We start from the raw sequence: 25,770 nt of genomic DNA, 5'->3' as shown, positions 1-25,770 counted from the left end.
ACGACGCGAGCGCACCGAACAGATTCAAGGATCAGAGATTCAAGGATCGGTGCGACAGGTGAGATCAGTCTAGCAGTGCGCTAGGACGCGAAGCGGTCGGTCGCGTCGCGCAGCGCGCGGGCGATGCCGGGTTCGGTCGCGGAGTGCCCGGCATCCGGCACCACGATGTACTCCGCCTCGGGCCACGCGCGGTGCAGATCCCATGCGGTCATGAGCGGGGTGCAGATGTCGTAGCGGCCCTGCACGATGACGGCGGGGATGTCGCGGATCGCCCCGACGTCGTCGATGAGCTGCCCCTCGCGCATCCAGCCGGCGTTGACGAAGTAGTGGTTCTCGATGCGGGCGAACGCGACGGCAGCCTCGGGCTCGGCCATCGACGAGACGAGGTCCGGGTCGGGCAGGAGCGTGAGGGTGGATGCCTCCCACGTCGTCCAGGCGATCGCGGCGGGAACGTGGACCGCGGGGTCGGGGTCGGACAGGCGCCGGTGGTACGCCGCGATCAGCCGCGACCGCTCGAGCACGGGGATGGGCGCGAGGTAGTCCTCCCAGAGGTCGGGAAAGATCGCCGACGCCCCTCCCTCGTAGAACCATTCGAGCTCGTAGCGACGGAGGGTGAAGATGCCCCGGAGGACGAGCTCGGTGACGGCATCCGGATGCGCCTCGGCGTACGCGAGCGCGAGCGCCGAGCCCCACGATCCGCCGAAGACCTGCCACTTCTCGATGCCGAGGTTCTTGCGCAGCAGCTCGATGTCGGCCACGAGGTGCCACGTCGTGTTGTGACGGAGGTCGGCGTCGGGGGCGCTCACGTGCGGCGTCGATCTGCCGCACCCGCGCTGGTCGAACAGGATGATGCGGTACCGCTTCGGGTCGAAGAAGCGTCGATGCCAGGGCGAGGTGCCCGCGCCGGGACCGCCGTGGAGGAAGACGACGGGCTTTCCCTCGGGGTTCCCCGACTGCTCCCAGTAGAGCCGCTGCCCTTCGCCCGCGAGCAGGAAGCCGGTCTCGTACGGCTCGATCTCCGGGTAGAGGATGTCGTCGAGGTGACTCGGCCCGCGGAAGTCGCTCACAGGTCCCTGCCCGAAACCGAGAACGTGTCGCATGCCCCGACGCCCGACTTGTAGCCGGTCGCGAACCAGCGCTGACGCTGCTCGCTCGACCCGTGCGTCCAGGTCTCCGGGTTGACGTACCCCGACTGCGACTGGATGTGATCATCGCCGACGGCGGCCGCGGCCTCGAGCGCATCCTGCAGCTGGGCTTCGGTGGGCGCCTGCAGATACGGGACGCCGTTGTCGTCCTTCTGCTCGGTCATCGCCGAGATCCAGCCGCCGGCGAAGCAATCGGCCTGCAGCTCGGAGCGGACGCCGTTGCTGTCGGGGCCTGTTCCGTTGTCGGGGTACTGGTCGAAGATTCCCGTGATCTGCTGGATGTGGTGTCCGTACTCGTGCGCGAGGATGTACAGCTGCGCGAGGTTGCCGGTCTCGGCGCCGAACTGCTGGCGCATCACCTGGAAGAACGTGGGGTCGATGTAGACGGTCTCCTCCGGCGGGCAGTAGAAGGGGCCGGTCTCGTTGGATGCCGTGCCGCACGCGGTCTCGGTCGACCCGTCGACGAGGACGAGCTGCGGCTCGCGGTAGTCGGTCACCTTGCCCGCCCAGAACTGGTTGATGGCGAGGGATGCCGCGGCGAGCCGGCACGAGTCGTTCTCGTTCGCGTCGGCGCCCGTGTCGCACTGGGTGATCTCACTCTCGGGCTGCTCCGCGTAGCCGCCACCGCCGAGGCCGCCCAGGAGCGCGCCGAAGTCGCCGCCCGTGAAGAGGTTGAGAAGGAGGAGCGCGATGCCGCCGAGACCCGTGATGCCGCCCGCGGCGATCGCACCGCCGCGTCCACGGCGCGTTGCCCCGCTGCCGCTGACATCGGCGTTGCTGTTGAACGTCATGCGCTCACCGTACCGTCTGACGCGTCGCCGCCGTAGGCTCGGACCATGGACCACCCCCGCTCATCCGACGCGACGACCATCACCATCACGGGCGCGGGAGGCCAGATCGGCTACGCGCTGCTCTTCCGCATCGCCTCGGGCGCGATGCTCGGCGCGGATCGACCCGTGCGCCTGCGCCTGCTCGAGATCCCGGCCGGGGTGAAGGCCGCGGAGGGCGCGGCGCTCGAGCTCGAGGACTGCGCCTTCCCGCTGCTGCGCTCGGTCGACATCACCGACGACGCGGCGGTGGGCTTCGAGGGCGCGAACGTCGCGATGCTCGTCGGCGCGAAGCCGCGCTCGGCGGGGATGGAGCGCGCCGACCTGCTCGCCGCGAACGCGGGGATCTTCGGACCGCAGGGGGCGGCGCTGAACGCGGTCGCAGCCGACGACATCCGCGTCGTCGTGGTGGGGAACCCGGCGAACACCAACGCGCTGATCGCCGCGGCATCCGCCCCCGACATCCCCGGCGAGCGCTTCGGGGCGCTCACCCGTCTCGACCACGACCGTGCGGTCGCGCAGCTCGCGGCGGTCACCGGCGCCGCGGTCACCGACATCGACGGCGTCGCGATCTGGGGGAACCACTCGGCGACGCAGTTCCCCGACGTCGACCACGCGACCGTCGCCGGGCGCGCCGCCCGCGACGTGCTCGCCGAGCGCCTGGGCGGCGCCGCCGAGGCCACCGCGTGGCTCGACGACGAGTTCGTGCCGCGGGTCGCGAAGCGCGGCGCCGAGATCATCTCGGTGCGCGGGTCGTCATCGGCAGCGTCGGCGGCGAACGCCGCGGTCGCGCACATCCGCGACAGCGTGCAGGGCACGGGAACGCCCGCGAACCCCGCCGCCTGGACGTCGGCGGCCGTGCTCTCGCACGGCGAGTACGGCGTCGCGGAGGGCGTGTACTCGTCGTTCCCGGTCACGAGCGACGGCTCGGGGTACCGCATCGTCGAGGGACTCGACCTCGACGAGCGCGCCCGCGGCCGCCTCGACGCTTCGGTCGCCGAGCTCGTCGCCGAGCGCGACGCGGTGCGGAACCTCGGTGTGATCTGAGACACGGGAGAGGAACGGAAGGACACCGGTGGAGGCACTCGTCTGGCTGATCGCGGGCATCGCCGCGATCGCGGCATCGACGGTCCTGGCGCGCTGGCTGGGGGTCGCCGGCCCCCTGATCCTCGTGGCCATCGGCATCGTCGCCTCGCTCTTCCTGCCGAAGATCTCGGTTCCCGCGGAGCTGATCCTCGTCGGCATCCTGCCGCCCCTGCTGTACTCCGCGGCCGTGCGCCTGCCCGCCGTCGAGTTCCGCCGCGACGCCCTCCCGATCACGGGGCTCGCGGTGCTGCTCGTCGTCATCACGTCGCTCGCGCTCGGCACCCTCTTCTTCTTCGCGATCCCGGGGCTGGGCTTCCCGCTCGCCGTCGCGCTCGGGGCGATTCTCAGCCCGACGGATGCCGTGGCCACCGGCATCGCGAAACGTCTCGGCATCGCGCCGCGCGTCATCACGATGCTCGAGGGCGAGAGCCTGCTGAACGACGCGACCGCCCTCGTGCTGCTCCGCTCGACGGTGGCCGCCGCCGCGCTCGGCTTCTCGTTCTGGGGCACCGTCGGACAGTTCGTCTGGGGCGTGATCGTCGCGATCGCGATCGGCGCGGTGGTCGGCCTGCTCCTGCTGCGCCTGCGACGGTGGATCACCGATCCGGCGGCGAACACCGCGGTGAGCTTCATCGTCCCGTTCGTGGCGTATCTGCCGACGGAGCACCTGGGCGGATCGGGCCTCGTCGCAGCTGTCGCGGCGGGCATCGTGACCTCGCAGGGCGCAACCCGGTGGCTCACGCCCGAACAGCGCCTGTCCGATCAGGTGAACTGGCGGACGGTCGAGCTCCTCCTGGAGGGCGCCGTCTTCCTCATCATGGGGCTCGAACTGCGCGACATCGTCAGCACGAACGCGACCGATCACTTCGGCCTGGGCCGTCCCCTCGCCCTCGCGCTCGCGGCGATCGGCATCGTCCTCGCCGTGCGCACCCTGTACGTGAGCGGCCTCGTCGCCCTCCTCTCGCGGCGCGCCCGCAACCAGCAGCGCGAGCGGCTCGAGGCGATCAGTGAACGCATCGACGAGATCGAGGCGACCGGCACGCTGCGCGTGCGCGAGCACGAGGGCGGCGCCCGCGCCCAGCGCCGCGCGCGGCGCGCGACGATGGCCGACACCCCCCTCGATTCCGAGCGGCGCGAGCGGCGCATGGCGGGGTTCCGCCGACGGGTCGCGCGCGGCATGAACGACCTGGACTACTACCAGGCATCCCCCATCGGCTGGAAGCACGGCGCGATCATCGTGTGGGCCGGCATGCGCGGTGTCGTCACCCTCGCGGCCGCCCAGACGATCACCGTGGAAGACACCCCGCAGCGCGACCTGCTCGTGCTCATCGCCTTCCTCGTGGCACTCATCAGCCTGCTCGTCCAGGGGCTGACGCTTCCCGTCCTCATCCGGTGGCTGAAGATCCCGGCATCCGTCGACGACAGCGCCGCCGCCGCGGCCGAGCGGGCACGCCTGGAGGACGAGCTCCACGAGGCGGCGCGGGCACGGCTCGAGGCCGGCGACATCGCGAAGGCCGACGGCACTCCCTTCGATCCCGACCTGCTCCGCGCGATCGGCGAGCGGCTGACGGCGCCACCGCCCGAGAGTCGCGAGCTGACGATGGCCGACATGCGGACCCTCCGCATCCGGATGATCGAGGTGCAGCGGCAGAGGCTCGTCGAGCTGACGCGGACGGGGTCGTACTCGACCGAGGCGCTCCGCGAGGAGCTGGCGCAGCTGGACGCCGAGCAGATCAGCCTACAGCTGCGCAACGACGAGGAGTGAGAGGCCCCGATCGTCGAGATGCCCGCCGATCGTCCACAATGGACGTGAGCACGCGAGAGGGCGGAACGAGATGAGTGACCAGACGGATGCCGAGGGCCGCGCCCCGGCCGACTACGCCGAATCGGTTGCGTTGCCCGCCGTCACCGAGGCGGTTCCGGTCATCGTGTCGGGGACGGACTGGTGGGCCGCCCGCCCCGCGGGATCGCGCCTGGTCGGACTCGTCGTCGCGCGCGACGACCTGCCGTCTGTGATCGCGCAGCGCGACGCGCTTGCCGCGTTCGGCGTGCCGATCGAGGGGTTCCGCCACCCCGCACCCGAGACGGGTGAGAGCTGGTCCGAGCGCCTCACGCGCCTGTTCGGGCGCCTCGTGAGCGGAGACGTCGTGGTCGTCGCCGACAAGCACGCCCTCGGGCGCACGGTCGACGAAGAGACGCACGCGATCGCGGAGCTGCGCCGCCGCGGCGTCATCGTCAAGGTGCTCGGCACCCGCCCCTGACCCGCTCGAGTCTCGGGCCGGCCGCGCGGGCCGCAGGCCGGCCTCCGGTCAGGGCGTGCAGACCTTCGTCTCGGGCCCGATCCGCGCGTCGTCGCGCATGAGCGTCACCGCGATGCACGTCGTCCCGCTCGGGTCCACCGGAACCGTCACCGACTCGGTCATCACCCGCGCCGTGTCGGCCTGCTCGGCGAGCGTGTAGGTGTACCAGAGGTAGCCGTCCCCCTCGCGGGGGTCGGGGTTGGTCCAGGTGAAGACGACCTCGCCGCCCTGCACGGTGCCGGCCAGGTCGGAAACCGCCGGCACGATGTCGTCGAGGGGGTCTTGCGGGGCGACGGATGTCGTGGGCGCGGGCGTCTTCTCGGCATCCGGCCCGCCGAAGACACCGGAAACCGCCGTCGCGACGGCGGCGGCGACGGCGAGGATGGCGACGGTCGCGGCGATCCCGATCCACAGCCCGCGCCGTGAACGCCGCGGCGCAGGCTCTTCGCCCGGCCCGAGCGCGGGCGGGTACGGCGGGGCTGCGGCACCGGGCGCGGTCAGGGGCTGGGCGGCGGGGCCCGGCGTGTTCGGTGCGCTCGGCGCGATCGAGACGGGCGGACGGGCGACGGTGCGGTCGTCGGCCTCCGGAGTCGTGGCAGGCGATCCCACCGGAGAAGACGACGGCGGCGCGAACGTCGGCGGCACGACGACGGGGGGCACGTCGCGCGGGCGCGTGGGACCTGCCGCGGGAGCGGTCTGCGGGTCGATGCTGACGATGCCGCGCACGCGGGTCAGCTCGCCGTCGGCATCCTCGGGCTCTGCCCCCGCCGGCGCGTCGTCGAGGATGTCGATCGGGGTGACGGAGTGGGCCGCCTCGATCTGCACGCGCTGCAGGGCGCGCGCGAACGCGACCGCCGACTCGTACCGGTCGCCCGGGCGCTTGGCCATGGCGCGCTCGAGAGCGAGCTGCAGCGACGGCGGCACATCCGCCCGCCGCAGCGGCGGCACGGGCTGCGTCTCGATCCGCTCGATGAGGTCGGCGCCGCCGTTGCGCCCGCCCGGCTGCTCGAACGGCGAGTGGCCGGCGAGCAGGGTGTACACCGTCGCCCCGAGCGCGTAGACGTCGGTGCCGACGCCGGACGCGCCGTCGTCGCTGAACGCCTCGGGGGGCGACCACGGGATCGACATGCCGCCCGAGGCCTCGTCGACCCCGCCGCTGGTCGCGATGCCGAAGTCGGTGAGCGCGGGGCGGTTGTACTCCGTGACGAGGATGTTCGCCGGCTTGATGTCGCGGTGCAGGATGCCGGCGCGGTGCGCGGTCTCCACTGCCGCCGCGACCTGCACCCCGACGCGGAGCGCTTCGGCGACCGAGAACGCCTGCGCCCGGGAGCGGATCTGCAGGTTCGGCCGCGGGCAGTACTCCATGACGAGGTAGGGGCGCCCGTCGTCGGCGACACCCGCCTGATAGATCGTGACGATCGCGGGGTGCGTCGACAGCATCGCCATCGCGTTCGCCTCGGCGGCGAACCGGTCGGCGGCGCCGTCGCTCATGCGACCGTCGAGCATGACCTTGACGGCGACCCGCCGGCGTGGAAGCTGCTGCTCGTAGAGGTAGACGTCGGCGAAGCCGCCGGAGCCGAGCACCTCGACGAACGAGAATCCGGCCAGTGCCGGAGGCGGCGCGGGCGGGCGCTTCGAGCTCACGGAAGATCCTCGAAGGTGACCACGACGCCGTCGCCGAGGTCGAGGGCGTCGCCAGTGACGACGAGCGTCGGTTCGCCTGGATGCAGCCGCACGGGGTCGCCGCCGACCCGCAGCAGCACCGTGCCGTTGGTCGTGTCGAGGTCGGTCACGAGGACGTGCTCGCCTTCGGCGCGGATCTCAACATGGCTGCGCGAGATGTCCTGCCGCGGGCTCTCGACCGCGACGAGGAGGGGAAGCTCGGATGCCGACGTGCGGGTCGCCTTCGGGCGACGCCCGATCACGACGGTGCGTTCGAGCTCGATGACCGGGCCGGTGGAGAGCGTGATGCGCCCGCGCACGGGGCGGCGCGGGGGCACACCGTCGGTCGATTCGTACTGCTCGCGCTCGGCGGCGCGGAGCGCACGCGCCTCGGCCACCGAGACCGTCGCACCGTCGTGGTCGCCCTGGCTACTCAGGCTAGCCTGGGGAACCTTCTTCGCGCGCGGTCGCGCGATCGTGTCGGCCCACGCCGAATCGTCGTCGTCGGTCGCCGCCAGCGAGGCGGCACGCGCCGCGTCGGCGGGCGGTGTCGTCGGCACGGGCGGCACCGCGGCCTGCGCGGGTGACGCGGCGGGAATGCTCTCGGGGAGGGCCGGCGCGGGCGCTGTCGTGGGCTCCGCGACGGGAATCGATACGGGCTCCGGCTCCGGCTCAGGCTCCGGGTCCGGCGCGGAGGCCGCGACGGGCTCCGGCGCGGACCCGACGAGGTCGGCGCTGTCCGCGGCGACCGCGCCGGCGGTGAGCACCGCGACCGCCAGGTCGGCGAGGGCGACGCCCGACCGCAGCGGGACGGCGGCATCCTGCGCCGCGGCACCGGACCCTGCGGCATCCGAGGGCGAGAGGATGACGCGGCGGGCGTCGGTGACGAGTCGCTCCGTCCACGTCGCGGCGCCCTCGCCCGAGACCTCCTCGACCCCCGACGCGGACTCGACCGAGAGGGTGAGCGGCCCGCGCACGGCCACGCGGACGCCGCCCGGCTCCGCCACGGCGAGCGCGAACGGCGGGATCGCGGCGAGCGAGGTGCCGAACGCACTCGCGAGGGCGTCGAGCACGGCGGCGACGCCCTCTCCCAGGCGTCGCCACACGGCCTCCGCCGTGTGAGCGTCGACCGAGGAGGGAAAGACGGCGAAGGCCGCGCCGGCGGCGGCGATCCACGAGGCATCCTCACCGTACGCGGGGCGGTACTGGACGACCGCGCGCGCTCCGACAGGGGTGTCGGCGGCGGTAGGCGGCGTCTGCGGTGTGGTCATGAGGGGGCTCACAGGTGTCTCAAGCGGTGTTTCAGTGGTCTCGTCGAGGTCTCGACCGCGGGCGCGTGTCTTCGTCAGGCTCCGAGCGTCGAGAACCGGCCGGAGCCGTGTCGTAGAGGTCGGCGTCGCCCGCGACGGCGAGCGCATCGACGACGAGGGCGGTGACGTTGTCGCGCCCGCCGTGCAGGAGCGCCTCGTGGATCAGCCGCGCCGCGGCGGCCTGGGGGTCGGGCTCGTCCTGGAGGATGTCGCGCAGCTGCAGCGCGGTGAGCTCGCCGGAGAGACCGTCGGAGCACACGAGGATGCGGTCGCCCGGCTCGGCCGGCACCATCCAGTAGTCGGCGCGCCCGGCGCTGCCAGCGCCGATCGCCCGCGTGATCTCATTGCGGCGCGCGGCGCTTCCGGCCTCTTCGACCGACAGCACCCCGGCGTCGATGAGCTCCTGCACGACGGAGTGGTCAACGCTGATCTGCTCGAGCATCCCCCGCGCGAAACGGTAGGTGCGCGAATCGCCGACGTTGATCGCGAGCCAGTACCCCACACCCCCGACGTCGGCGATGACCACACCGGTCAGCGTGGTCCCCGCTGCGCGACTGTCGCTCGCGATCGCCTCGACCTGCTCACGGGCGCGACGCAGTGCCGCGCGCACCTGATCGATCGAGAGGCTCGGCGCACCGGCGAGGCGTGCGAACTCCGCGACGACGGCCGCGCTCGCACGGTCGCCGGCCTCATGACCGCCCATTCCGTCGGCCACGAGGAACAGCGGCGCGTCGGCGAGAAACGCGTCCTCGTTGATGCGGCGGCGGTGCCCCGTATGGGTCGCGGCGCCCACCCGCACGGTGATCGGCGCTTCGTTCACGGCGCAACCTCGATTCGGACGTGACGGTCGCCGAACTCGAGGACATCTCCCGGGTGCACGCGCACACGCTCGCCCGGAGGCACGGTCTGGCGCTGCGTGCCGCGCAGCACGACGACGCCGTTGGTCGAGTGGCGGTCGACGACCCACAGCGAGCGGTCGGCGTCGGGCGCCAGCTCGAAGTGCGTCTTCGATAGCGAGAGGGTCTCGTCGCGGACGGGTGTCACCAGCGCATCGCGTTCGGGCGCGGGATTGCGACCGAAGACGGTCCGGCCGTAGAGGCCCTGCTGGGAGCCGTCGTCCCACACCAGTCGTGCGAGCGCACGGTCGCCGCCCGAAGGCGTCTTCTCGCCGCCGACGATCACCGTGTCGTCGTTGCGGATGACGGTCTCATCGATCGGATCGTCGAACCCGCCGAAGCCACCGCCCATCCGACCGCCGAGTCCACCGCCGACGGCGGTCTGGGGGATCATCGGAGGCGCCGCCGCCGCGGTCGCGCGCTCGGGAGAAGTGACGCCCGGCACGAAGGAGATCAGCCCGCCCGGCGCCGCGCCGCGGGCGGGCACAGCGGGCGTGGGCACGGCGGGCGTGGGAAGGGCAGGCGCCCGACCGGCGGGCGCTGCGGCCGGAGCAGGGACATGCGGCAGCGCAGCCGAGGGCACCGGCGCCACAGCCGAGGGCACCGGCACCGCGGGCACGGGAAAGGCGGTGGCGGGGGATGCCGCGGCGAACGGCCCGGCGACGACGGGGCTCGCGACCGGCGGCGGCGCGGTCGCGGAGGCTCCGGCATCCTGCGCCTGCGTCGCACGTGTCGGCGCATCGGCCATCACCGCGCCCGCGACCTTGTCGTGCCAGCCGCGGCGCCAGGGCGAGGGGTCGAACAGCGGCGAGAAGTATCCGATGACGACCGCGCCTCCGAGCCCCCAGACGATCGCCCGGAGCAGAGCACGTCCGAAGCCGAGCGGGCGGTCGGTCGCGGCGCCGTCCTCCCACCGCAGGAGGCGCAGGCGCAACGCGCGCATGCCGAACGACCCCGCGCCGCCCTGCATCCACGTCTGGACGAGCAGCCAGGCCGCGAGGATGACGTCAGCGACGACGCCGGCCACGATCGGGGGGAAGCCGCCGCCCGTCGCGACGGAGATGCCGCCGAACACGACGACGGCGACGATGAGCACGGCGGTCGCGACGGCCCCGTCGATGACGACGGCGCCCACACGTCGACCGATGGTGGCCGGGCGGATCATGCGGCGCCGCCCTGGTCTGCGTCGCCGCCCCTGCCGCGGCGACCGGGCAGCACACGCGCGAACACGGCCGCGCCGGTCGGGAACGTGCCCTGCAGCGAGCGGACGCTCAGACGCGCGCGCAGTCGCTGCCACGTCGTCGCGCTGCCCTTCATTCCTCCGACGATATCGTCCACTTCGCGCCAGAACGCATCGACGTCCTCCGGGGACGGATCTCCCGGACCGTAGACCTCGAGATCGGCGCGCGTCGCGAGGGCCGTCACGCGGGGTTCGGTGAAGCGCTCCTCGACGACGAGCGCACTCTCCGAGCGGGTCGCGCCCCGCTCGACGGGCGCGCGCAGGTCGACCGCGGAGTCGACGAGCTCGTCCCATCCCCCCGAGATGCGGTCGGCGGTGCGCGCCGCCGACCTCCGGCGCGCGCGGCGGGCGCCCTTGACGGCGCCCATCACGAGGAAGGGTGCGGCCACGAGCAGCAGAACACCCAGGGTGATGCCGCCGTATAGCAGCACGACACCGATCCAGGCCGGGCCGGGCGGCTCGTCCTCCTTCTGCTCGCGGTCCTCCGCGATCGCCGGCGGAAGATCGGCCGGCTCCTGCGCGGGCGGCGGGGGCTGCAGCACCTGCGGCTTCGGGTTCGCGCGCGGCTTCGTCTGCTGGTCGTTGGGTTCGTTGTCCTCGTCGGGCGCGGGGTCGAACGGGACCCAGCCGTACCCCTGGAAGGCGATCTCGACCCAGGCGTGCAGGTTGTCGCCCGTCGCCTCGAAGGTCGCGCCGCCTTCGTCGTCTTTCCCCGGGTACCACCCCATGACGACGCGGGCGGGCATGCCGAGCTGCGTCGCCATCATCGCCATCGCTGCGGCGTACTGCTCGTCGTCGCCGATCATCTGTTCGCCGGCGAACAGTGCCGTGATGCGGCTCGCGCCGTGCCCCGAGAGCGACACCACGTCGTCGGCGAGACCGTGGCTGAAGAAGCCGTCGGTGTGCAGCCAGCTCTCCAGGGCGCGTGCCCGCTCGATCGGCGTCTCCGCGTCCTCGGCGGCACGCGAGGCGAGCTCGGTGACCTTCTCGGGGATGCCTGACTGCTTCGGCATCTTGATCGCCGCGAACGGCACGTCGGCGAGCGCGGTGTCGCTCGGTGCCGTCGGGATCACGGTCTCGATCGTGTACGCATCGCCGGACCGGAGGCCCGCGGGAACCACGGCCGTGCCGGTGGCGTCGTTGAAGTGGGCCGAGCGCGCGAGCTCCTGCGCACGGGCGCCCTCGAAGGTGAACTCGCGCGTCGCACCGACGTCGGGCAGCCACACGCCCTCCAGGGAGCGGATGTCGAACTCGACCGTCGCGGGCGTGCCCTTCGCCTCCGGCGACATGTTCGAGCGCACCGGCGTGAACGCGCTCGACGAACCCGCGCCGTCATCGGCGACGTTGTAGACGATGCCGTTGTAGGCATCCATCGCCGCGAGGCGGACGCGCGCGTCTTCGGGCAGGCCCGACACCGTGAAGAGCGTCTCGTCCGCGTCATCGCGGACGTAGCCACGGAAGCTCTGCAACGGGCTCGCGTACTGCGTGATGTCGAACGGCGGCACGACGAAGTCACGCAGGATGAAGCGTGCCGTGGGCGGCGTCGCGAAGGCCGCGGTGGCGACGCCGGCCCCCGCGGCGACCGCGAGCACGACGGCGCCGGAGACGAGGCGGCGCGTGCGCGAAGAGCGGAGGGCGGCGGCATCCGAACCGCCCGCGGATTCGACCCGGACGGCGGCTCGGTCTTCGTACCAGGCGTGGCGAAGCGCGAGCCAGACGATGGCGACGGCCGCGAACAGCAGACCCTCCACGAGCGGCGCGGCGGGCTGGGCGACGCCGAGGAGGATGCTCGCGACGAGGATCACCAGCGCGGGGACGAGAGCCCACGCGGCGCGGCGCGCGCGCATCGCGAGAGAGGCGGTCAGGACTCCGCCGACGAGGGTGAGGAGGAACGGCACGACGAGGTGACCGTCGGCCGGCGAGACGGGCGGCACGGTGGTGAGCAGCTGCTTCCACGAGGTGACGACCCCGACGACGAGCTCGCGGAGGGTGTCGAGTGTCGGGATGACGCCGAGGATCGTCGTGTGGGGCAGAGCGAGCGCGCCGCCGAAGACGAGGTAGGCGCCGACCGTCACCCCGGCGAGCGGGAGGATGCCCCAGCGCCGCCACGCGCCGACGAACGCGATCGCGAGCCCGAGCGCCAGACCGCCGAGCGCGGCGACGACGTACTGCGGGCTGTCGAAGGTGTTCGCGAAGCCGATGACCGTGACGAGCAGGAGGAGCGCCGCGGCGATGAGGTCGAGCGCGACGACGCGGCGCGCGGGGAGCGCGGACGCTCCGGTCGGCGTCGCGCCCTGACGGCCAGGGCTCAGAGGCGCAGCGCTCTGAGGGGCAGCGCTCTGGCGGGGCCGGCTCATGCGAGCACCTTCCGCACGGCGCGGGGCAGCTGGTCGAGGTCGCCCAGCGTGATGACGTCGGCGTCGCCGATGCGCTGCAGGGCGGGTGCGTCGACGCGGGTGTCGGCGACGACGGCGAGCGTGCGGACATCTGCCGGGAGGCGCGAGCACGCGAGACGCAGGTCAGAGGCATCCGTCTTCGACCCCGTGATGAGGACGATGACGGCCGCGTCGGGCGCGTGCGTCGCGATCGACCCGGCGAGCGCCACGACGCCGCCCTGGCGGGAGCGCGAATGGCCCAGCTGCGAGAGCTCGTCGAGGAACCGCCGCGGCGACAGCGAGCGGAGCGGGCCGCTCTGGGTGCGTGCATCGAGCACGCGCGAGTCGCGGAGGGCGCGCAGGCCCACGGAACCGGCGACCGAGATGGCGAGCTCGAACTCCTCGGGCGTGCGGTATTCGCCGGACGGCGTCGACAGGCCGACGACGAAGTGCGAGCGGCGGGTCTCTTCGTACTGGCGCACCATGAGGTCGCCGACGCGCGCGGTGGACTTCCAGTGGACGTGCCGCAGGTCATCGCCGGGCTGGTACTCGCGGAGCGCATGGAAGGACACGTCGTCGCGGGCGAGCTGCGTCGAGGGGAGCCCCTCGAGGTCGCGGACGTAGCCGAGCGAGAGCCCCTCGAGCGGGGTCGTGCGCGGGTGGACGTACAGGTCCACGGCCTGACGACGGTCGTGCGTGCGCTCGAACAGTCCGATCGGGTCGCCGCGGCGGACGCTCACCGGGCCGACTTCGAGCACCCCGCGTGCGGTCGTCGGGATCGCGAAGACCTCGTCGTGCGCGGCGCCGGGCTGCAGGCGCGGCACCTGGAAGACTCCGCGCCCCTGCCCGACCGGCAGCACGACCTCCGAGGGCAGCAGGGTGCGGGAGGTCGCGTTGGCGAGGGTCAGCCCGCCGACGGCCCGCTCGCCCACGACGACACGCGTACGGGTGAGATCGAGGTCGATGTCGTACGTCGTCCGTCCGAAGAGGAATCCGACGCTCAGAACGAGGATCACGGTGAGGATCACCGCCGCGACCATGAGCTCCGTCCACCCGAACGAGAGAGCGAGCCACCACAGGACGACCGCCGCGAGGAGAACGACCCGGCCGAGCGGGCGGATGACCGCGGCGACCTGTCCGGCGACACCGCCCGTGACCCGTGCCGCGCTCTCCGCGCGCTCGCGCCACCGCTCCGCGCGCGTCGCGGCGCGCGGCGAGATGAGGCCGGTGTCCTCGGCATCCGCCGCCTCTCCCTGGCGGCGCGAGGGAGCGAGCGTGTCGGGCGTGGTGGTCATCTCCGTCGGGCGCCGATCAGCTGGCGGCCCGCGCGAGCGGCGCCTCGACGGCGGCCAGCGCGCGCTGCACGACGGTCTCGGCGGTGGTGCCCGCGAACTCCGCCTCGGGATCGAGCACGAGGCGGTGCGCCCAGACCGGCACGGCGAGCGTCTTGATGTCGTCGGGGATGACGAAATGGCGCCCTTGCGCCGCGGCGTACACCTTCGCGACGCGGATCATCGAGATCGCACCGCGCACCGAGACGCCCAGGCGCGTGTCGTCCGACGCGCGCGTGGCCTCCACGATCTGCGCCGCATAGCGGGCGACGGCGGGGTCGACGTGGACGGACGCGGCGAGGTCGGCCATGTCGGCGACCGCGTGGGTCGTGATGACGGGTTCGAGGTTCGCCGACGGGTTGCGGTCGACGGCGCCGACGAGGATCCGCTCGGTGACGGCGAGCGTCGGGTAGCCGATCGAGATCTTCAGCATGAAGCGGTCGAGCTGCGCCTCGGGCAGTTTGTAGGTGCCCGACTGCTCGATGGGGTTCTGCGTCGCGATGACGAGGAACGGGCGCCCCACCTCGTGGGCTGTGCCGTCGACCGTGACACGCGACTCCTCCATGACCTCGAGAAGCGCCGACTGGGTCTTCGGCGAGGCGCGGTTGATCTCGTCGGCGAGGACGATCGAGGCGAACACCGGGCCGCGGTGGAACTCGAAGCGGTGGTTCTGCTGGTCGTAGATCGTGACGCCGGTGACGTCCGAGGGCAGCAGATCGGGCGTGAACTGGATGCGGGTCGAGGTGCCCTGCACGCTCGCCGCGAGCGCCTTGGCGAGGCTCGTCTTTCCCGTGCCCGGGGCGTCTTCGAGCAGCACATGGCCCTCGGCCAGCATCGCCGCCAGCACGAGCCCGACGACCTCGCGCTTGCCGAGGAGTGCGAGATCGACGTTGTCGACGAGGCGCGTGAAGGTCTCGCGGAACCACGCCGCCTGTTCCGGGGTCATGCTCATTCGTTCTCTCCTTGCCGTCGCGAGGTGTGCGGGGTCATCCCCATGGCCGCGTCTCGTATTTCTTGCCGTTGAGGACGACCCAGACGGGCTGCCCGGATCCGCCGAGGTAGCACTCAAGCCGCGTCGAGCCGTTCGCGGGGAAGTACACGGGGCCCTCCCAGCTGTTGAACTGACCACCGTCGACCATGCACTTGTAGGTGTACTCGCCCGCAGGGAAGTCCTGCGTCGTCACCTTGAAGTACGCACAGGAGGCGGAGGAGCAACCGGGCTGGCCTGCCGCGCTTCCACCCTTCGACACCCATGCCCGCGGTTCGGGCGGCGGCGGCTCGGCCTCGGTCTTCGCCGAATCGGAGGCCGTCGTCGTCTGCCCCGCGGCGGTCGTGCGCACCTCGAGGGTCGCGGTGAAGCTGTATCCGCGTGTTCCCGAGCGCGAGCCGCTCGCGCCCACCGTCTCCCAGCCTCCGCCGTCGATGCGGATCTGGGTGGTGATGTCGCGGCCGTTCCGGGCGGGCGAACCCCACGTGTAGGTGACACTGCGTCCGCTCGCGTTCACCTTCGCAGAGGGGTTGCCGATCGGCCCGTACGGCGAGACCTTGTTGGATGCCGCCGATGCGGCTCCCTCGTACGTCGACCCGTCGGCCGTCGAGACGGCGCGGACGCGGATCGAGTACGTGCCGTTGTTGCTCACGCCGCTTCCGATCCGCCCCGAGCCGTCGGTCCCGCCCGACGCCCAGTCGCCGCGCCAGCTGCCGCCCTCGACGGAGAACTGGTACTTCACCTCGCCGGCGTTCGCACCGTTGAGCGGCCCGGCCTTCCAGGCGACGTCGACCGTGTTGTTCCCCTCGGTCGCGGAGACTCCGGTCGGCGCCCCGGGCGGGGTGAACGCGCGGCGTGGTGCCGACGGCTCGCTCCACTGGCCCCAGCCCGCCTTGTTGGTGGCGCGCAGAGCGAACGTGTAGTCCGCCCCGGATGTCGGCAGGCTGATCGCCTGGCTCGTCTGCCCCGCCGCGGGCGTGACGGTGCGCACGACGGTCATCCCCTGGCGCACCTGCAGCTCGTACTGCGCGATCGCGTCGCCGTTGTCGGCCGGCGCCTTCCAGTCGACCTGGAGCTGCGCCTGCGAACCGACGGAGTCGATGCGCTTCGTGGTGGGGGCGGCGGGCTGCGCGGGGGGAGCTGCGGGCACCATCGAGGACGACCACGGGCTGAACTCGCTCGGCTCGGGGGCACGGTTGTGGGCGCGGACGCGCACTTGATACGACGTACCGTTCTGGAGGCCCTCCCAGCGCAGCGTGGTTCCGCTGACACCCGTCTTCTGCGCGATACCGGACGGCGGGGCGGGAGAGATCTCGAGCGTGTAGCTCTCGACCGGCGACCCCTCGGTGCGCGGAACGGTCCACGCGACCTCGAGCGCGCGATCGTCGAAGTCGAGGGTCGGCGGGGCGGGGGTCTCCGGACGGACGTCGGGGCGCGCCGTCTCCGACGGAGCGGAGGGCTCCGAGACACCGACCGCGTTCGTCGCGGTGACGGTGAAGTTGTACTCGACGTTGTTGGTCAGAGCGTCGAGCGTGCACGTGGTCGCGGCGCACGACTTCGTGTACCCGCGTGCGGCATCCGTCACCGTGTATGTCGTGATCGGCTTGCCGTTGTCGATCGGCGGCGTCCACGAGAGCACGACCGTGCGGCTCTGCACCGACGACACGGTGGGCTTGCCCGGGGCGTCGGGCCGGCCCTGCACGGTGATGCGCACGCGGCCCTCGACGACACGGTCGGCGTCTTCGGTCTTGTCGAGCACGCGGTAGCGGGCGACGACCGTGCCGACGAAGTCGCCGGGGGTCGTCACTTCGACCCGGTCGCCGACGACGCGGACCTCTCCGGCCCCCGACTCGCGCCCGGCGTCGAGGATCTTCAGGGGCGTGTCGGGGAACGGGTTGACGTCGTTGTCGAGCACCGGAACGCTGACGGTCTTGCCCTGGTCGGCCTCGGGGATGATGTCGTCGTTCGCGGTGGCGAGCGGGCGCGTGGAGGCGCTGACCGTCACCGTCACCTCGGCCTCGACCGGGTCGGACTCTCCATCGGTCGCGGTCACGATGATCGTCGCGACCGTGCCCTTGGGCGTCTTGGCCTCGGCGGAGACCTTCAGCTGCGTGCCGTCGACCGAGACCGACATGCCCTCGGGTGCGCGCCCGCGTGTGCCGAACTCGATCGTCGTCCCCGGGTCGGGATCGGTCGCGAGGCCCGCGAGATCGAGCGTCGCGGCGTCCTCGCCCGGGGCGACCGTCATCGACGCGCCGACGAGGGTCGGGGGCTGGTTGTCGGGCGGCAGCACGGTGATCGGGATCGTGAGGGTCGCCTTGCGGCCCGTGGCGTCGTCGGGACCCGTGCCATCGGTGACCTCGAAGGTCAGCGCATCGGCGCCGAAGTAGCGCTCCGCGGAGGTGTAGACGAGCGTCTTCTGGTCCTTGATGAGGCTCGCCCCGTCGGAGTGCGCAGCGAACACCTTCGCGGCCTCGGTGATGACGACGTCCTTCCCACCGGCGGCGCGCACGTACTGCGACAGCGGCAACTCGACCGTCTCCCCGCTCTTCACCTCGAGGGCCTTCGTCGAGATGAGCGTCGGCGGGAGCTCGGCGAGACTCGGCACGCGCAGGAACGCGGACGCGCTCTGGTCGTCGCGGTCGGTGATCGTGTAGGTGATGAGCTGCGGAGCGTCACCGACCGTGACGCGCACGGCGCCGTCTGCCGCGACCCGCGCGGTCCCGGCCCCCGTGCCGAGTGTCACCGTCAGCTCTCCGCGCGTCCCATCCGGGTCGTCGTCGTTGTCGAGCACCGCGGTGCGCGCCGTTCCGTCGTCCTCGACGTCCTCGGGTCGCACCCGATCGTCGCGCGCGACGGGCGCGAGCAGCGGCACCTCGTCGTCGACGGTGATCTGCACGCTCGTCGTGGCCTGCAGGCCGCGTGCGTCGCTGATCGTGTACTGCACCGACGTGTTCATCTCCTCGTCGGGTGCCGTGATCAGCAGGTACTCCCCCGCCGCCTCGGCGGCGAGTCCGGGCACGTCGGGCACGTCCACGGCATCCGGAGCGAAGCCGTACTCGTCGCCGTCGGGATCGGAGTCGTTGGCGAGCACGGGCAGGGCCACCTGCCGACCGGGGCGCATGACGACAGAGTCGCGCACGGCGTACGGCGCCTGGTTGACGGTCGCCGCGGGAGCGATGCCCACCTGGACCGTCGCGGTGCCCTCCCTCCCGAGGCGATCGCGGACGCGGTAGGCGAACGCATCGGTGCCGGTCGAGTCCTCGAAGGCCTGGTAGGTGAAGCCGTCGGCGTTCACCTTCGTGATCCGACCCTTCTTGGGGGCCTGGTCGACGCCGACGAGCTCGACCGAGTCGCCGTCCTCGTCGATCCCGTCGAGCGGCACCGGGATCTCGACGCTTGCACCGCTGAGCGTGCGCGAGGTGAGATCGCGCGGGCGCGGGGCGGCGTTGGCCTCGTCGTCACGCGGGAGGATCTGGATCGTGACGTACCCGGCATCCCGCTGTCCGGTCGAATCCTGCACCTCGTACGTGGCGTAGACGGTTCCCGGCTCGTCGCCCGCGCGGAACCGGACGACGTCCTCGGAGACGAATGCCTCGCCATCGGCGGGGTCGATGTACGGTTCGACGAGGTCGGACGAGAGCGTGAGCGTGTCGCCGTTCGGGTGGTAGTCGTTCTCCAGCACCGGGATCGTCACGACGTCTCCGACGCGGACGACCGCACGGTCGTCCTCGGCGACGGGCGGTCGCTGGCGGGCGGGGGCCGGCACGGGGATGACGACGATCTCGCCCGACGCCGACTGCGTCCCGTTCGAGATCGTGTACCCGACGCGCGACTGCGCACTGAGCTGGCCGAGGTCGGTGATGCGCACCGTCTCGTGTCCGAGGACGGATGCCGCGATGCCGCTGCCGGGATCGACCGTGACCGACTGGACGACGAGGATGCCGCCGCCGGGATCCGTGTCGTTGGAGAGCACGTTGACGAGGACGTCATCGCCGCTCGGCAGGAGCGCGACGTCACGCACCGCGACGGGGGGAAGGTCCTCGGCGGCCTCGGGAAGGACGTCCACGCGGACGATGCCGGGCACCGAGTTGGGGCCGGCCGACACGAGGTACGGGACGTAGTAGGTGTCCGCGACGTCGGCGGTGAAGGAGAAGGTCTTGTCGGTGTAGTCGGGGCTGATCGTGGTTCCCGGGACCTCGTCGACGCGGGTGAGGCGCAGCTGCTCGCTTCCCGAACTGGTGTCGTTCGTGAGCGGCGCGACCGTCACCGAGCGACCGACGCGGGTGACGACGTGGTCGGCATTCGTCAGCGGCACCGTCGTCCCGAGGGGCACGATGTCGTACCGGGCGACTCCCGCGCCGTCGTCGGTGCCGTCGGACACCGTGATCGGCACGTCCTTGCGACCCTGCACCCCGCCGATCGCGCGATAGGTGATCTGCCCGTCGGAGGTGTAATCCGCCTCGTCGCCGCCGTCGGGCGTGACGTTCAGCAGGAAGATGTCGTCGCCGTCCGGGTCGATCCAGTCGGGCAGCACGTTGTAGGACGCAGTGCCGCCCGTCTCGACGGTGATCGGCGTCTTCCGCTTCTGCACCGGCGGGGAGTTGACGTCGAAGTCGTGCACGGTGAGCGAGACGGATGCCGTGGCCTCGCCGCCCCGGCCGTCCTCCACGACGTAGTCGAACGTCGTGGAGCCCGAAGCGCCCTCCTCGGTCGTGATCTGGAGTGCCGCGCCGTTGTGGATCGGCTCGACCCGCCCGAAGGCGGGGTCCTTCGACACCGCCGCGACGAGGACGTCGCCGTCGGCATCCGTGTCGTTGTCGAGTATCGGAAGGACCGTCGTGCGGCCCGGGCGGATGCCGTACTCGTCGTCGACCGCGATCGGCGGCGTGTTCTGCTCGGTGCGCTCGGGGAGGGTCGTCTGCACCGTCTCTTCGGTGGTCTCCTCCTCCTCTTCGCCCTCGCCCTCGGGCGGTGTGATGTCCTGCCAGTTGTCGACGCGCTGGAGCGATTCCGAGGCGAGCCACGCGGCACCGCCGAAGACGTCGTTGAGCACGACGACGTCGCGATTGACCCGAAACTGCAGGACGGCCGTCGGGTCGATGCCCGGCACCTCCTGGACAAGGTCGTCGGCGGTGCCGGGGCAGTCGCGGACGAACCGACCCGTTCCCGACCACGCACCGTACGCGCAGCCCGCGACGAACACGGGCTCGGCGGGCGTGCCCTCGCCGCCCTCGGCCGAGATCGTGACGGGGTCGCCACCGCCGCGCGGCAGGCGGAGGAGCTCGGTGGGGGTCGCGACCGTCACGGTGTCGGTGTCGGGCGAGGGCTGCTGCAGCACGGCATCCGGACCGACCTCGGCCGTCGACCCGTCGCTGCCGAGAATCGTCCGGGTGTCCGCGTCGAGCACGTAGGCGGTGGCGCCCACGGCCGTGACCGAGAGATCGTGGTCCTTCGCGACGCCCTCCAGCTCGCGCGAGGAGGTCTCGGTCATCTCCGCATCGTCGCCGGGCGCGTAGCTGCGCAGCGTGCCGCTCTTCGCCGCGGCTGCCCAGACGACGCCGTCGGCGCCGACGGCGAGCGCGGCGTTCTTGCCGAGATCGGCGACGGGTTCGGTCCCCTCGGCGCCGAGGGAGGCGACCCCGCTGAAGGGCGCCGACCAGAGCGCGCCGGAGGGTTCGAGGACGGCGACCCTGTCGGCCCCGAGCGCGACGGCGGAACCGGGAGCGACGTCGGCCGTCTCGGAGAGGATCACGCGCGCGGGGTCGACGGCGGCGACGGATGCCGCAACCGGGTCGACGATCATGACCCGCGACCCGCTCTGCAGGATGTCGTAGTCGCTCGAGACGGCGCGGAGCCCCCCGTCGAGGACGCGCGAGGAGTGGTTGAAATGACCGACGAGCAGGCTCGACTGCTTCGAGACCCACACGCCGCCGTCGTGGAGATCGACTTCGGTCGTGGGCTTGCCGTCATAGGTGACGGCGAAGAAGCCGAGAGCAAGGGCGGCCGCCGTGACGACACCCGCCGAAGCGAGGGTCTTCGGGCGCGCGCGAAGCCACGCGAAGGAGGTCATCGTCGGCTCGGCTCCCCTCAGTGCTCGCGTCGCGCACCGCATCCACTCCATGCGGCTGTCCGTCTGAATCCACCCGTGCGATCCGGAACGCGCAACCCAGACAGGCTACCTGACGCCGCGGCGGCGATCTGCGCGTTGCGTGACCTCGTGACGCCGTTCTTCACCCGGCGCGGTGACAGCCGACGAGGTGATCGTCGACCATCCCCGCCGACTGCATGAGCGCATACATCGTGGTCGACCCGACGAAGCGGAACCCGCGCCGGCGCAGCTCCTTCGACAGGGCGTCGGATGCCGGAGTTGTCGCGGGCACGTCGGCGAAGGCGACCGGTCGCTGCGCCTCGGGGCGCGCGGGCGGGGCGAACGACCACATCAGAGCGTCGAGCTCACCGGCATCCATCGCGGTCACGAGCTGGGCGTTGCCGATCGTCGCGAGGATCTTCGCGCGGTTGCGGATGATGCCGGCATCCCCCATCAGCCGCTCGATGTCGTCGCCGCCGAACGCCGCGACCGCCTCGGGCTCGAACCCCGCGAACACCTCGCGGAAGCGAGGGCGCTTGCGAAGGATCGTGATCCAGCTGAGGCCTGCCTGGAATCCCTCGAGCGACATCTTCTCGAACAGAGCCCGGTCGCCGTGCAGGGGCCGGCCCCACTCTTCGTCGTGATAGCGGCGGTACTCCGGGTCGTCGCCGACCCATCCGCAGCGCGCGAGGCCGTCGGGTCCGGTGCGGAGGTCAGTCACCTGGTCAGGCTAGCCGCCTGCTCCGACACCGGCCGCTCGGCGACGATCGCCTCGACCGCCTGCGCGAGATCGGGGCACGCGAACTCGAAGCCCGCGTCGGTCAGGCGCTCGGGCGTGACCCACCGGCTCTTCAGGACGAGCTCGGGCTCGGTGCGCAGCGCCCACATGGCAGGCTCGAGCATCCACCGGAACGCCGGAAGGCCGATCGGGGCGCCGACCGCGCGGCGGAGGATGCCCATGAGCGTGCGGTTGTCGGAGGGCCGCGGACTCGCCACGTTGACCGGTCCGGCGATCTCGTCGTGCATGTCGAGGAAGCGAACCGCGCCGACGACGTCATCGAGGTGGATCCAGCTGAACCGCTGCCGGCCACGCGTGCGATGGCGCGGCGCGCGGCCATCGCCGGTCGGGTGGTCGCCGATGCCGCGATAGCGCCGGTGCTGTGGCCACCACCCGTCGTACTGCGGCCCGCCGAGGCCCAGGCGCGCGAGCCGCAGCAGCATGCCGGTCGCCGGGCCGTCACCGAGGACGATCGCCATGCGGAGCGCGACCCGCCGCGTGCCGGGCAGGTCGCCGGCGAAGAGCTCACGCTCCCAGCTGCGCGCGACGTCGACCGAGAAGCCGGTGCCGAGTTCGCCGGGCGTCGCGGCCCCGGTTCGGTCGGTCTGGGGGTGGTCGGACTGCGGGTGGTCGGTCTGGGGGTGGTCGGACTGCGGGTGGTCGGTCGCGTGCCGATAGATCGTGGCGGTCGACGCGTTCATCCAGACGCGCGGCGGGCGGGATGCCGCGGCGATCGCCTCCCGAAGGGCGCGCGTCGTCGCGACGCGCGAACGCAGGATCTCGTCGCGGTTGCGGTCGGTGTAGCGGCAGTTGACCGACTTCCCGGCGAGGTTGATCACGAGGTCTGCGCCGTCGACCAACCGGCCGATCGAAGCGGGGTCGTCCCACGTGGCGTCGGGGATGGGGGCGGCGGGGGTTCTGTGATGGGCTCGCCCGATCGTCCGGACGTCGGCGCCGTCGGCCCGGTACGCCGCGACGAGAGCGCTGCCGACGAATCCCGATGCGCCGGCGATGACGACGCGACGCGGAGTGGTACCTCGAATCGGCTCCATAGCAGCCCTCCTAGCAACCCTCCGGTATTTCTGAACATGTTCAGATTAGCGCGAGGGCGGGGTGCGGTGTTCGGTTCGCAGGAGATTCGGCATCCACGCCGGCGTGATCCCCGGAATCCCGGGGTCGCGAGCCAGCGCCCGCTCAAGAACTCCTGCGAACCGAACACGCGAACCCGGGAACGGCGAAGGGGCCGCGCAATCCGTGAACCCGAATCACGGTGCGCGGCCCCTGAGAAGGCGCCGGCGGCGCCCGCTCGAAGCCGTGAGGCAGGCGCGGCCTCGCGAGGCCTTCACCTGGGTAGTGTCCGGAATCGCCGATTCCGTACACCTGCCGGGGTGATCGTTACCGTTCCGTGATCTTCGGGGGCGCGGTGATCTCGATACACCGCGGCTGCGGCGCGGCACTCGATCAGCGAAGGCGCCGCGGCGCGGCGCGTTACTTCTTCTTGAGGGTCTTCTCCGAGACGGGCGCGTCGCCCGACGCGGCGAGCGCGGCGTAGTACGCACGGGCCTCGTCCTGCCGGGCCTGCTCGGCGCCGGAGGCGATGGGCGCGCGGACGTGCTCGGGCTCGAAGCCGTAGGCATCCACCAGATCCTGCGCGTGCGGACGCAGACGCAGGATGAGCCGGTCGATGTACTTCGAAACGGATGCCGCCCGCTGCGCGGAGAGGCGACCGTTGATGAGGTACCACGCCAGATGCTTCTCGATGAGGTGCATGCCGAACAGGTCGCGCAGCCACGTGAGCACCTGCTTGGTGCCCTCATCGGTGATGCGGTTCACGCCGTCGCTGAAGGCCTCCCACTGCAACAGTTCGCCGTGCGCGCGGGCGGCTTCGATGAGCTCAGCCTGGTTGGCGTTGAAGATCGCCGCAGCCTCCGCCTTCGACGCCTTCGCGGCGGGGCGCAGGCGCCCGGCGATGTCGGCGATCATCTGCTCGACGCGCCCCGCGAGCAGCTCGTGCTGCTGCTCGGCGCGCAGGCCCAGCTCGACCGAGCGAGCGGTGGAGCCGAAGTCGGCGACCGACTGGCCGAACTGCCGCAGCCCCGCCCCGTGGAAGATCTTGCCTGCCGTCTGCTTGGCGGCGAAGGAGGCGAGCTTCGCGGCATCCGCCCCCTTGAACTGCTTGGCGTAGTCGGCGAGCAGTCGCTTGCCGACGAGCTGCAGGAGGATCGTGTTGTCACCCTCGAAGGTGACGTAGACGTCGAGGTCCTGGTGGAGACCGACGAGACGGTTCTCGGCGATGAAGCCCGAGCCGCCGCACGCTTCGCGCGCCTCCTGGATCGTGCTGAGCGAGTTCCAGGTGGAGAGAGGCTTGAGGGCCGCCGCGAGAGTCTCGAGGTCTTCGCGCTCCTCGGGGGTGTCGGTGCGTCCCGAGAAGACGCCGTCGAACTTGCGCAGCAGCTCGTCGTTGGAGAAGAACTGCGCGTAATTCTCGGCCAGGCGCGGCAGGAGGCGCCGCTGGTGCTTGCCGTAGTCGAGGAGGACGACCTCGTCGCTGCCCGAACCGGAGTCGAACTGGCGGCGCTGGTTCGCGTAGGTGATCGCGATGTGGAGGGCGAGCGCGGTGCCGGTGGTCGCGGCACCGTCGAGCGAGACGCGGCCCTGCACGAGCGCGCCGAGCATCGTGAAGAAGCGGCGGCCGGGACTCGGGATGTCGGAGGTGTAGCTGCCGTCGGCGGCGACGTCGCCGTACCGGTTCAGCAGGTTGAAGCGCGGGATGCGCACGTGATCGAAGGCGAGGCGTCCGTTGTCGATGCCGTTGAGGCCGCCCTTGACGCCGTCGTCCTCACTCTGGACGCCGGGGAGCATGTTGCCCTCGTCGTCGCGGATCGGCACGAAGAAGCAGTGCACGCCGTAGTTGACGCCCCCGGTGATGAGCTGCGCGAACACCGTCGCCGCGCGACCGTGGAGCGCCGCGTTGCCGAGGTAGTCCTTCCACGCGCCGCGGAACGGGGTGTTGATGACGAACTCTTCCGTCTCGGGGTCGTACGTCGCGGTGGTGCCGATGGACGCCACGTCGGAGCCGTGGCCGATCTCGGTCATGGCGAAGGCGCCCGGCAGGCGGAGCTCGATGACGTCGCTCAGCCAGGCATCGTGGTGCTTCTCGGTGCCGAGCTGGTAGATGGCGGAGCCGAAGAGGCCCCACTGCACACCCGACTTGATCTGCAGGCTCGGGTCTGCGAGGACGAGCTCCATGAACCCGGCGAGGTTCGCGCCGTTGTTCTCGAGCCCGCCGTACTTCTTCGGGAACGCCCGACGCGACCCGTTGTTGTCGACGAGCAGGCGCAGCTGGCCGAGGACGCGCTCGCGGTGCTCGGCGACGGGCTGGCCGTCGATGCGCCAGAACGCGGGGTCCTTGATCATCTCGCGAGCCTCGCGGCGCGTCTCACCCCAGGTGCCGAGCAGCAGATCGGTGACCGCGGCGACGTCGATCCGGGGCTCGTGCGCCTCGGCGGCGGTGTGCGCCGCGGTGGGCGCGCCTCCCGACGGCGTCCGCTTGCTGGTGGCGGGCTTCTTGGGGTGGATGTTCTGGCGGACGGCGGCGTCGGTCATCGGCGGGCCTCTCTGTGAGTGGGCAGAGGAGATCAGGATCACGGTAGGAGGGCCACAACGCGACCGCAAGACGGTTGCGGGAGTGCGACAAACCGCGGCGGGCGATGATCGCGACGCGTTGTATGACACTCACAC

At 71.8% G+C, this 25,770-nt stretch carries 16 protein-coding genes; 3 read left to right on the top strand and 13 right to left on the bottom strand.

What is annotated here, in order from left to right; all coding sequences use genetic code 11:
- Positions 1–80: 80 nt before the first annotated feature.
- Positions 81–1,067: a prolyl aminopeptidase gene (pip, locus tag AC3ENQ_RS08840; protein ID WP_431803730.1), complete on the bottom strand. Its 987-nt coding sequence runs from the start codon at positions 1,065–1,067 to the stop codon at positions 81–83.
- On the bottom strand, positions 1,064–1,936 hold the full coding sequence (ypfJ, locus tag AC3ENQ_RS08835) for a KPN_02809 family neutral zinc metallopeptidase (RefSeq protein WP_431803728.1): 873 nt from the start codon (positions 1,934–1,936) through the stop codon (positions 1,064–1,066). Before ypfJ ends, pip begins: the two co-directional genes overlap by 4 nt.
- 45 nt (positions 1,937–1,981) lie before the next feature.
- Here ypfJ and AC3ENQ_RS08830 point away from each other — a divergent pair, with 45 nt between their 5' ends.
- The 3 genes from AC3ENQ_RS08830 (at position 1,982) to AC3ENQ_RS08820 (ending at position 5,319) form a co-directional block, all read left to right on the top strand.
- On the top strand, positions 1,982–3,019 hold the full coding sequence (locus AC3ENQ_RS08830; RefSeq protein ID WP_431803726.1) for a malate dehydrogenase: 1,038 nt from the start codon (positions 1,982–1,984) through the stop codon (positions 3,017–3,019).
- A gap of 28 nt (positions 3,020–3,047) precedes the next feature.
- A complete protein-coding gene (locus tag AC3ENQ_RS08825) occupies positions 3,048–4,823 on the top strand; it encodes a cation:proton antiporter (protein WP_431803724.1) in 1,776 nt (591 codons plus the stop codon).
- A gap of 70 nt (positions 4,824–4,893) precedes the next feature.
- On the top strand, positions 4,894–5,319 hold the full coding sequence (locus tag AC3ENQ_RS08820) for a recombinase family protein (RefSeq protein ID WP_431803722.1): 426 nt from the start codon (positions 4,894–4,896) through the stop codon (positions 5,317–5,319).
- Positions 5,320–5,367: 48 nt separating this feature from the next.
- Here AC3ENQ_RS08820 and AC3ENQ_RS08815 read toward each other — a convergent pair whose 3' ends face one another.
- The 11 genes from AC3ENQ_RS08815 to AC3ENQ_RS08765 form a co-directional block, all read right to left on the bottom strand.
- Positions 5,368–7,002: a serine/threonine-protein kinase gene (locus tag AC3ENQ_RS08815; protein WP_431803720.1), complete on the bottom strand. Its 1,635-nt coding sequence runs from the start codon at positions 7,000–7,002 to the stop codon at positions 5,368–5,370.
- Positions 6,999–8,291 (bottom strand): FHA domain-containing protein, encoded by a 1,293-nt coding sequence (locus tag AC3ENQ_RS08810; protein ID WP_431803719.1) that lies wholly within the window; start codon positions 8,289–8,291, stop codon positions 6,999–7,001. The genes AC3ENQ_RS08815 and AC3ENQ_RS08810 overlap by 4 nt, the downstream gene beginning before the upstream one ends.
- A 31-nt stretch (positions 8,292–8,322) precedes the next feature.
- Positions 8,323–9,150 carry a PP2C family protein-serine/threonine phosphatase gene (locus AC3ENQ_RS08805; RefSeq protein WP_431803717.1) on the bottom strand — a complete coding sequence of 276 codons (828 nt, stop codon included), beginning with the start codon at positions 9,148–9,150 and terminating at the stop codon, positions 8,323–8,325.
- The gene (locus AC3ENQ_RS08800; RefSeq protein WP_431803715.1) at positions 9,147–10,391 is read right to left on the bottom strand and encodes an RDD family protein; all 1,245 of its coding nucleotides are present in this window, start codon (positions 10,389–10,391) and stop codon (positions 9,147–9,149) included. The genes AC3ENQ_RS08805 and AC3ENQ_RS08800 overlap by 4 nt, the downstream gene beginning before the upstream one ends.
- Positions 10,388–12,823: a transglutaminase-like domain-containing protein gene (locus tag AC3ENQ_RS08795; protein WP_431803713.1), complete on the bottom strand. Its 2,436-nt coding sequence runs from the start codon at positions 12,821–12,823 to the stop codon at positions 10,388–10,390. The genes AC3ENQ_RS08800 and AC3ENQ_RS08795 overlap by 4 nt, the downstream gene beginning before the upstream one ends.
- On the bottom strand, positions 12,820–14,136 hold the full coding sequence (locus AC3ENQ_RS08790) for a DUF58 domain-containing protein (RefSeq protein WP_431803711.1): 1,317 nt from the start codon (positions 14,134–14,136) through the stop codon (positions 12,820–12,822). The genes AC3ENQ_RS08795 and AC3ENQ_RS08790 overlap by 4 nt, the downstream gene beginning before the upstream one ends.
- Positions 14,137–14,152: 16 nt before the next feature.
- Positions 14,153–15,124, bottom strand: a complete 972-nt coding sequence (locus tag AC3ENQ_RS08785; RefSeq protein WP_431803709.1) for an AAA family ATPase — start codon at positions 15,122–15,124, stop codon at positions 14,153–14,155.
- A gap of 34 nt (positions 15,125–15,158) precedes the next feature.
- Complete coding sequence (locus AC3ENQ_RS08780; protein ID WP_431803708.1) at positions 15,159–21,233, bottom strand: Ig-like domain-containing protein; 6,075 nt, start codon at positions 21,231–21,233, stop codon at positions 15,159–15,161.
- Positions 21,234–21,393: 160 nt separating this feature from the next.
- On the bottom strand, positions 21,394–21,972 hold the full coding sequence (locus tag AC3ENQ_RS08775; protein WP_431803706.1) for a DNA-3-methyladenine glycosylase I: 579 nt from the start codon (positions 21,970–21,972) through the stop codon (positions 21,394–21,396).
- Complete coding sequence (locus AC3ENQ_RS08770) at positions 21,969–23,081, bottom strand: epimerase (protein WP_431803704.1); 1,113 nt, start codon at positions 23,079–23,081, stop codon at positions 21,969–21,971. Before AC3ENQ_RS08770 ends, AC3ENQ_RS08775 begins: the two co-directional genes overlap by 4 nt.
- A gap of 436 nt (positions 23,082–23,517) precedes the next feature.
- Entirely contained in the window at positions 23,518–25,635 is a 2,118-nt protein-coding gene (locus AC3ENQ_RS08765) for an acyl-CoA dehydrogenase family protein (RefSeq protein WP_431803702.1), read from the bottom strand.
- Positions 25,636–25,770: the final 135 nt, after the last annotated feature.

Source organism: Microbacterium sp. bgisy203 (genome assembly GCF_057706945.1).
The sequence above is the reverse complement of the archived record's forward strand: the minus strand, read 5'-3'. Positions and strand labels throughout refer to the sequence as shown.

What these genes read in the sequence shown, in the direction of transcription:
- ypfJ (WP_431803728.1), bottom strand. Translation starts at nt 1,936, where the DNA reads ATGACGTTCAACAGCAACGCCGATGTCAGCGGCAGCGGGGCAACGCGC.
- AC3ENQ_RS08830 (WP_431803726.1), top strand. Translation starts at nt 1,982, where the DNA reads ATGGACCACCCCCGCTCATCCGACGCGACGACCATCACCATCACGGGC.
- AC3ENQ_RS08820 (WP_431803722.1), top strand. Translation starts at nt 4,894, where the DNA reads ATGAGTGACCAGACGGATGCCGAGGGCCGCGCCCCGGCCGACTACGCC.
- AC3ENQ_RS08810 (WP_431803719.1), bottom strand. Translation starts at nt 8,291, where the DNA reads ATGACCACACCGCAGACGCCGCCTACCGCCGCCGACACCCCTGTCGGA.
- AC3ENQ_RS08800 (WP_431803715.1), bottom strand. Translation starts at nt 10,391, where the DNA reads ATGATCCGCCCGGCCACCATCGGTCGACGTGTGGGCGCCGTCGTCATC.
- AC3ENQ_RS08795 (WP_431803713.1), bottom strand. Translation starts at nt 12,823, where the DNA reads ATGAGCCGGCCCCGCCAGAGCGCTGCCCCTCAGAGCGCTGCGCCTCTG.
- AC3ENQ_RS08790 (WP_431803711.1), bottom strand. Translation starts at nt 14,136, where the DNA reads ATGACCACCACGCCCGACACGCTCGCTCCCTCGCGCCGCCAGGGAGAG.
- AC3ENQ_RS08785 (WP_431803709.1), bottom strand. Translation starts at nt 15,124, where the DNA reads ATGAGCATGACCCCGGAACAGGCGGCGTGGTTCCGCGAGACCTTCACG.
- AC3ENQ_RS08780 (WP_431803708.1), bottom strand. Translation starts at nt 21,233, where the DNA reads ATGACCTCCTTCGCGTGGCTTCGCGCGCGCCCGAAGACCCTCGCTTCG.
- AC3ENQ_RS08770 (WP_431803704.1), bottom strand. Translation starts at nt 23,081, where the DNA reads ATGGAGCCGATTCGAGGTACCACTCCGCGTCGCGTCGTCATCGCCGGC.
- AC3ENQ_RS08765 (WP_431803702.1), bottom strand. Translation starts at nt 25,635, where the DNA reads ATGACCGACGCCGCCGTCCGCCAGAACATCCACCCCAAGAAGCCCGCC.